The organism is Streptomyces sp. NRRL WC-3605 (genome assembly GCF_001509795.1).
GTDB classification, from domain to species: domain Bacteria; phylum Actinomycetota; class Actinomycetes; order Streptomycetales; family Streptomycetaceae; genus Streptomyces; species Streptomyces viridochromogenes.
This window is the reverse complement of record NZ_LLZN01000075.1, coordinates 42,514-49,584: the sequence shown is the minus strand read 5'-3', so window position 1 is coordinate 49,584 and position 7,071 is coordinate 42,514. Positions and strand designations below refer to the sequence as shown.

Here is a 7,071-nt window from a genome sequence, read left to right as displayed (position 1 = left end):
GGTGGTGATGGTGCCCGCGCTGGGCCGGTCGAGGCCGGCGACCAGGTTGAGCAGGGTGGACTTGCCGCAGCCGGAGGCCCCCAGGAGGGTGACGAACTCGCCCGGGGCGACGTCGAGGGTGATGTCGTCGAGGACGAGCTGCTGCCCGGCCGGGCCGGCGAAGGACTTCGAGACATGCTCGATCCGGGCGGCGTGCTCGACGGACGCGTCCGTGCCGGCGGCCGTGGCGAGGGCGGTGGCCATCGTCACCTCCTGGGAACTCGATGGATGGGCTTACTCGGCGCCGAGTCCGGCGTCGTCGACCGCGGGTGCGCCCTCGGCCTTCAGGACCTTGTTCAGCGGGCCCAGGTCGTAGATGCCGGTCAGGTCGGGCCGCTGGAGCAGGCCCGCCTGGACCGCGTGACCGGCCTGGGTGCGCAGGGTGGCCGCCAGCGGGTCGTCGGTGACCGTGAGGGACCGCCATGCCGGATCGAGGACCGCGGCGGGCAGCGGCTTGCCGGTGTCGGCCTCCAACTGGGCGTTGGCCGCGGCCTTCGCCCGCCCCTGGTGGGCGGTGATCCAGCGGTTCGCCTCCACGGAGCCACGCAGGACGGCCTCGACGGCCTTCGGGTGCTCCTTCAGGAAGCGCTGCGACACGACGACGTTCGTGATCACGAACTTCTTGTCGGGCCACAGGTCGGACTCGTCGAGCAGCACCTTGCCGCCCTCGGCGACCAGCTTCGAGGCGGTCGGCTCGGGCACCCACGCGCCGTCGATCGAACCGGATTTGTACGCGTCCGGGGTGATCTTGTTGTCGGTGCGGACGACGGAGACGTCGCCCTTTCCGCTCTCGGCGTCGACCTTCCAGCCCTGGTCCTTGGCCCAGTTGAGGAACGCCACGTCCTGCGTGTTGCCGAGCTGCGGGGTGGCGATCCGCTTGCCCTCGACGTCCTTCAGGGACTTGATCCTCTCCGGGTCCACGACGAGCTTGACGCCGCCCGACGCCGAACCGGAGACGATCCGCAGGTTCTCGCCCCGCGCCTTGACGTAGCCGTTGACGGCGGGGGAGGGGCCGATCCAGCCGATGTCGATCGAGCCGGAGTTCAGCGCCTCGATCTCCGAAGGACCGGCGTTGAACGTGGCGTACTCCGCCCGGGTCCCGCCCAGCTCCTTCTGGAACAGGCCCTCGTGCCGGCCGACCAGGGCCGTGGCGTGGGTCAGGTTCCCGAAGTACCCGATGCGCACCGAGTCCAGGCCGTCCACCTTGGCCGCCCCGGCGACGGCGTGCTCGCCGGAGTCCTTGGCCTGCGAGCCGTAGCCGCACGCCGCGAGGGCGAGCAGCGGCAGCGCGGCCAGGACGGCGAGCGTCCGGCGCGGGGCGCGGCGGGCGGACACGGAACGTGTCACGTCAGAAATCCCACCCGTCGTCCTCGGGCTCCTCCTTGACCGGCTCCGGGGAGGCGAAGGACTCGCCGACCATTCCCGCCGTGAGCGTGGTGCCGTCGCTCGGATCGATCAGGATGAACGAGCCCGTACGGCGGGAGTCGGCGTAGGAGTCGACCGGCAGCGGCTCGGCGGTGCGCACCTTGACGCGGCCGATGTCGTTGGCGACGAGCTGCCCGGGGTGCGGGTGCAGGGACAGGTCGGAGAGCGTGAGCCGGGACGGGATGTCCTTGACGATCGCCTTCACGGTCCGGGTGCCGTGCTTGAGCAGCACCCGGTGGCCGACGGTCAGCGGGGCGTCGGCGACGTGGCAGACCGTGGCCTCGATGTCCTGCGAGGTCGGGGGCGCGTCCGTGGTCGGCACGATCAGGTCGCCGCGCGAGACGTCGATGTCGTCCTCCAGGAGGACGGTCACCGACTGCGTGGTCCAGGCGACGTCGACGGGCTCGCCCAGCAGGTCGATCCCGGAGATCCGCGAGGTGCGGCCGGACGGCAGCACGGTCACCGGCTCGCCGACCCGGAACGAACCGGCGGCGATCTGGCCGGCGTAGCCCCGGTAGTCGGGGTGTTCGGCGCTCTGCGGCCGGATCACGTACTGCACGGGCAGCCGGGCGTGGCAGTGGCTCAGGTCGTGGCTGACCGGGACCGTCTCCAGGTGCTCCAGGAACGTCGGTCCGCCGTACCAGTCCATGTGCGCGGACGGGTCCACCACGTTGTCGCCGGCCAGCGCCGAGATCGGGATGGCGGTGATCTCCGGGACACCCAGTTCCAGCGCGTACGCCGTGAACTCCTCGGCGATCGCCGCGAACACGGACTCCTGGTAGTCCACCAGGTCCATCTTGTTCACGGCGAGTACCACGTGCGGGACGCGCAGCAGGGCGGCGATGGCCGCGTGCCGGCGGGTCTGCTCGACCACGCCGTTGCGGGCGTCGACGAGGATCACCGTCAGCTCGGCCGTGGACGCGCCGGTCACCATGTTCCGGGTGTACTGCACATGGCCGGGGGTGTCGGCGAGGATGAACCGGCGGCGCGGCGTGGCGAAGTAGCGGTACGCCACGTCGATCGTGATGCCCTGCTCGCGTTCGGCGCGCAGGCCGTCGGTGAGCAGCGCGAGGTCGGGGGTGTCCTGACCGCGGTTGCGGGAGGCGTGCTCGACGGCCTCCAGCTGGTCTGCGAGCACCGACTTGGAGTCGTGCAGCAGCCGCCCGACCAGGGTGGACTTGCCGTCGTCGACGGAGCCCGCGGTGGCGAACCGCAGCAGGGTGGTGGCCGAGAGTTCCTCGGTCGTCGTGGTGCTCATGCTTAGAAGTACCCCTCGCGCTTACGGTCTTCCATCGCGGCCTCGGAGAGCTTGTCGTCGGCGCGGGTGGCGCCGCGCTCGGTGAGCCGGGACGCGGCGATCTCGGTGATGACCTGCTCCAGGCTCACCGCTTCGGACTCCACGGCGCCGGTGCAGGACATGTCGCCGACCGTGCGGTAGCGCACGAGGCGCTTCTCGACGGTCTCGTCGTCCTTCGGGCCGCCCCAGTCGCCGGCCGTCAGCCACATGCCGTTGCGCAGGAACACCTCGCGCTCGTGCGCGAAGTAGATCTGCGGCAGCTCGATGCCCTCGCGGGCGATGTACTGCCAGACGTCCAGCTCGGTCCAGTTGGACAGCGGGAAGACCCGGACGTGCTCGCCGGGGGCGTGCCGTCCGTTGTACAGGTTCCACAGCTCGGGGCGCTGGCGGCGCGGGTCCCACTGCGAGAACTCGTCGCGGAGGCTGAACACCCGCTCCTTCGCGCGGGCCTTCTCCTCGTCGCGGCGTCCGCCGCCGAAGACCGCGTCGAACTTCTCCGCCTGGATCTTCTCCGTCAGCGGCAGGGTCTGCAGCGGGTTGCGGGTGCCGTCCGGGCGCTCCTTGAGCACCCCCCGGTCGATGTAGTCCTGCACGGAGGCGACGTGCAGCCGCAGCCGGTGCCTGTCGACCGTGCGGTCCCGGTACTCGATGACCTCGGGGAAGTTGTGGCCCGTGTCCACGTGCAGCAGCGAGAACGGCACCGGCGCGGGCGCGAACGCCTTCAGCGCCAGATGCAGCATGACGATGGAGTCCTTGCCGCCGGAGAACAGGATCACCGGCCGCTCGAACTCGCCGGCCACCTCACGGAAGATGTGGACGGCCTCGGACTCCAGGGCGTCCAGGTGCGACAGGGCGTACGGGCTGTCCGTACCCTCCCGCTGCGTCGCGACGGTCGTCGTCATGCCAGTCCCCTTTCGGTGAGCAGGGCGTACACGGACGCCGCGGACTCCTGCACGGTCTGGTGCTGCGACTCGATCCGCAGATCCGGCGACTCGGGCTCCTCGTACGGGTCGTCGACCCCGGTGAGCCCGCTCAGCTCGCCCGCGGCCTGCTTGGCGTACAGCCCCTTCACATCGCGGACGGAGCACACGTCGACCGGCGTGGCCACGTGCACCTCCAGATAGGGCGCCCCGCTCTCCTGGTGGCGCTTGCGGACCGCCTCGCGGCTGTCGGCGTAGGGCGCGATCACCGGGACGAGTGCCTTGACGCCGTTGCGGGCGAGCAGTTCGGCGACGAAGCCGATGCGCTGCACGTTGGTGTGCCGGTCCTCGCGGCTGAAGCCGAGGCCCGCCGAGATGAACTCGCGGATCTCGTCGCCGTCGAGGACCTCGACCCGGTGGCCCTCGGCGCGCAGCCGGCCGGCCAGTTCGTGGGCGATGGTGGTCTTGCCGGCGCTCGGCAGACCCGTGAGCCAGACGGTGGCTCCGGTCGTCACGTGGTTCTCCTGAGTCTGGGGGGTCGTCATCCGTGCAGTCCGCACTCGGTCTTGGCGCGGCCCGCCCAGCGGCCGGCCCGCGCGTCCTCGCCGGCGAGGACCCGGCGGGTGCACGGGGCGCAGCCCACGGAGGCGTAGCCGTCCGTCAGCAGCGGATTGGTCAGCACGCCGTGTTCGGCGACGTAGGCGTCCACGTCGTCCTGGGTCCAGCGGGCGATGGGGGAGACCTTCACCTTCCGCCGCTTCTCGTCCCACCCGACCACCGGGGTGTTCGCCCGGGTCGGGGACTCGTCGCGGCGCAGCCCGGTCGCCCAGGCCACGTAATCCGCGAGGCCCCGCTCCAGCGGCTCGACCTTGCGGAGCCTGCAGCACAGGTCGGGGTCGCGGTCGTGCAGCTTCGGGCCGTACTCGGCGTCCTGCTCGGCGACCGTCTGCCGGGGGGTCAGGGTGATGACGTTGACGTCCATCACGGCCTCGACGGCGTCGCGGGTGCCGATGGTCTCCTCGAAGTGGTAGCCGGTGTCCAGGAACACCACGTCGACGCCGGGCATCGCACGGGAGGCGAGGTGGGCGACGACCGCGTCCTCCATCGAAGAGGTCACGCAGAACCGCTCGCCGAAGGTGCCGGCCGCCCACTGGAGGATCTCCAGCGCGGAGGCGTCCTCCAGGTCGCGGCCCGCCTGCTCGGCGAGTGCGCGCAGCTCGTCCGTCGTGCGTTCGTGAGTCGCCGTCATATCTCGTCTCCCCCGGTGTCGTCGTGCCGAAGGCCCCGTGCGAGCAGCCCGAGGAACTTCAGCCGGAAGGCGCGGTTGCACGCGGCGCACTCCCAGGCGCCGTGGCCCTCCTCGCTCGGGCGCAGGTCCTCGTCGCCGCAGTAGGGGCAGTAGAAGGGCGCGGCCCGCTCGCTCATGACAGGGCCTCCTCCGAGGCGCGCGCGGCCCAGGACGCGAACCGCTCGCCCTCCTCGCGCTCCGCCTGGAACCGCTTGAGGACCCGCTCGATGTAGTCGGGCAGCTCCTCGGAGGTGACCTTCAGGCCGCGGACCTTGCGGCCGAACCCGGCCTCCAGGCCGAGCGCGCCGCCGAGGTGCACCTGGTAGCCCTCCACCTGCTCGCCCCGGTCGTTCAGGACCAGCTGCCCCTTGAGACCGATGTCCGCCACCTGGATACGGGCGCAGGCGTTCGGGCAGCCGTTGAGGTTGATGGTCAGCGGCTCCTCGAAGTCCGGCAGGCGGCGCTCCAGTTCGTCGATCAGCTGGGAGCCGCGCTGCTTGGTCTCGACGATCGCGAGCTTGCAGAACTCGATGCCGGTGCAGGCCATCGTGCCGCGCCGGAAGGTGGACGGCCGCGCGGTCAGGTCCAGCGCCTCCAAGCCGTCGACCAGCGAGTCGACCTGGTCCTGCTCGACGTCGAGCACGATCATCTTCTGCTCGACCGTCGTGCGCACCCGGCCCGAGCCATGGGCCTCGGCCAGGTCGGCGATCTTCGTGAGCGTGGCGCCGTCGACGCGTCCCACGCGCGGGGCGAAGCCGACGTAGAAGCGGCCGTCCTGCTGCCGGTGCACGCCGATGTGGTCGCGCCACTGCTGCACGGGCTGCTCGGGGGCGGGCCCGTCGACGAGCTTGCGCCCGCCCAGGTACTCGTCCTCCAGAACCTGGCGGAACTTCTCCGCGCCCCAGTCGGCGACGAGGAACTTCAGGCGGGCCCGGTTGCGCAGCCGGCGGTAGCCGTAGTCACGGAAGATCGAGATGACGCCCTCGTAGACGTCCGGCACCTCGTCGATCGGCACCCAGGCGCCGAGGCGCACCCCCAGCTTGGGGTTGGTGGACAGGCCGCCGCCGACCCAGAGGTCGAAGCCGGGGCCGTGCTCGGGGTGCCGTACGCCGACGAACGCGACGTCGTTGATCTCGTGCACCACGTCCAGGAGCGGCGATCCCGAGATGGCCGTCTTGAACTTGCGGGGGAGGTTGGAGTACGCCGGGTTGTTCAGGACCCGGCGCTTCATCTCCTCCAGCGCGGGGGTGGCGTCGATGATCTCGTCCTCGGCGATCCCGGCGACCGGCGAGCCGATCATCACACGCGGGGTGTCGCCGCAGGCCGTGACCGTGGACAGCCCCACGCCCTCCAGGCGCTCCCAGATGGCGGGCACGTCCTCGATCCGGATCCAGTGGTACTGGACGTTCTGCCGGTCGGTGATGTCCGCGGTGCCGCGCGCGTACTCCTGCGAGATCTCGCCGATCACCCGCAGCTGCCGGGTGGTGAGAGCGCCGCCGTCGATGCGGACGCGCAGCATGAAGTAGGAGTCGTCCAGCTCCTCCGGCTCCAGGACGGCCGTCTTGCCGCCGTCGATACCGGGCTTGCGCTGGGTGTACAGACCCCACCAGCGCATCCGTCCGCGCAGGTCGTTGGGGTCGATGGAGTCGAAGCCGCGCTTGGAGTAGATCGTCTCAATGCGTGTCCGCACATTGAGACCGTCGTCGTCCTTCTTGAACTGCTCGTTGCCGTTCAGCGGGGTGTGGTGGCCCACGGCCCACTGACCCTCACCGCGGTGACGGCTCACCTTGCGGCGCGGAGTCGCGGCGGCAGGCTTCTGCGGGGTGGCGGCCATGGTTGATACGTCCTTCGGGACAGGCGGGAATGCGGCTTTGACCTGCGCATACGGGCGCACGGGCAGAGGTGCGCGGCATCGCGCGGGACGGAAGCGAGAAAGAGAGGAGAAGTCGGGCGCTCGAGGGTGTCAGCGCACCGGACAGATGGCGCTGGACATGCGGCCCAGGTCGACGTGCCGCCGACTCACCAAGGCAATTCCAGATCCAGGCATGACGGAAGCGTGGCACGGCGATCTGAGACCAGTCCAGCTTCGTCCGAGATGTGGA

General features: G+C 70.7%; 9 protein-coding genes. All 9 read right to left on the bottom strand.

The window, feature by feature from the left end:
- Positions 1 to 243 (bottom strand): ATP-binding cassette domain-containing protein (locus ADL34_RS25345; RefSeq protein WP_159038976.1); only part of this gene is annotated, 243 nt, incomplete at its 3' end.
- Between the two features lie 30 nt (positions 244 to 273).
- Complete coding sequence (locus tag ADL34_RS25340; RefSeq protein WP_420714275.1) at positions 274 to 1,386, bottom strand: aliphatic sulfonate ABC transporter substrate-binding protein; 1,113 nt, start codon at positions 1,384 to 1,386, stop codon at positions 274 to 276.
- Between the two features lies 1 nt (position 1,387).
- Positions 1,388 to 2,722, bottom strand: coding sequence for a sulfate adenylyltransferase subunit 1 (locus ADL34_RS25335; protein ID WP_062672085.1), 1,335 nt, complete (start codon positions 2,720 to 2,722; stop codon positions 1,388 to 1,390).
- Between the two features lie 2 nt (positions 2,723 to 2,724).
- Entirely contained in the window at positions 2,725 to 3,663 is a 939-nt protein-coding gene (cysD, locus tag ADL34_RS25330) for a sulfate adenylyltransferase subunit CysD (protein ID WP_062672083.1), read from the bottom strand.
- Positions 3,660 to 4,196 (bottom strand): adenylyl-sulfate kinase, encoded by a 537-nt coding sequence (cysC, locus tag ADL34_RS25325; RefSeq protein WP_062672081.1) that lies wholly within the window; start codon positions 4,194 to 4,196, stop codon positions 3,660 to 3,662. The genes cysD and cysC overlap by 4 nt, the downstream gene beginning before the upstream one ends.
- A gap of 26 nt (positions 4,197 to 4,222) precedes the next feature.
- On the bottom strand, positions 4,223 to 4,930 hold the full coding sequence (locus ADL34_RS25320; RefSeq protein ID WP_062672079.1) for a phosphoadenylyl-sulfate reductase: 708 nt from the start codon (positions 4,928 to 4,930) through the stop codon (positions 4,223 to 4,225).
- Positions 4,927 to 5,106, bottom strand: coding sequence for a hypothetical protein (locus ADL34_RS25315; protein WP_055624009.1), 180 nt, complete (start codon positions 5,104 to 5,106; stop codon positions 4,927 to 4,929). Before ADL34_RS25315 ends, ADL34_RS25320 begins: the two co-directional genes overlap by 4 nt.
- Positions 5,103 to 6,803 (bottom strand): nitrite/sulfite reductase, encoded by a 1,701-nt coding sequence (locus ADL34_RS25310; protein ID WP_062672077.1) that lies wholly within the window; start codon positions 6,801 to 6,803, stop codon positions 5,103 to 5,105. The genes ADL34_RS25315 and ADL34_RS25310 overlap by 4 nt, the downstream gene beginning before the upstream one ends.
- Before the next feature lie 129 nt (positions 6,804 to 6,932).
- Entirely contained in the window at positions 6,933 to 7,016 is an 84-nt protein-coding gene (locus tag ADL34_RS37255; RefSeq protein WP_360558067.1) for a putative leader peptide, read from the bottom strand.
- Positions 7,017 to 7,071 lie beyond the last annotated feature (55 nt).

What these genes read in the sequence shown, in the direction of transcription:
- ADL34_RS25335 (WP_062672085.1), bottom strand. Translation starts at nt 2,722, where the DNA reads ATGAGCACCACGACGACCGAGGAACTCTCGGCCACCACCCTGCTGCGG.
- cysD (WP_062672083.1), bottom strand. Translation starts at nt 3,663, where the DNA reads ATGACGACGACCGTCGCGACGCAGCGGGAGGGTACGGACAGCCCGTAC.
- ADL34_RS25320 (WP_062672079.1), bottom strand. Translation starts at nt 4,930, where the DNA reads ATGACGGCGACTCACGAACGCACGACGGACGAGCTGCGCGCACTCGCC.
- ADL34_RS25315 (WP_055624009.1), bottom strand. Translation starts at nt 5,106, where the DNA reads ATGAGCGAGCGGGCCGCGCCCTTCTACTGCCCCTACTGCGGCGACGAG.
- ADL34_RS25310 (WP_062672077.1), bottom strand. Translation starts at nt 6,803, where the DNA reads ATGGCCGCCACCCCGCAGAAGCCTGCCGCCGCGACTCCGCGCCGCAAG.
- ADL34_RS37255 (WP_360558067.1), bottom strand. Translation starts at nt 7,016, where the DNA reads ATGCCTGGATCTGGAATTGCCTTGGTGAGTCGGCGGCACGTCGACCTG.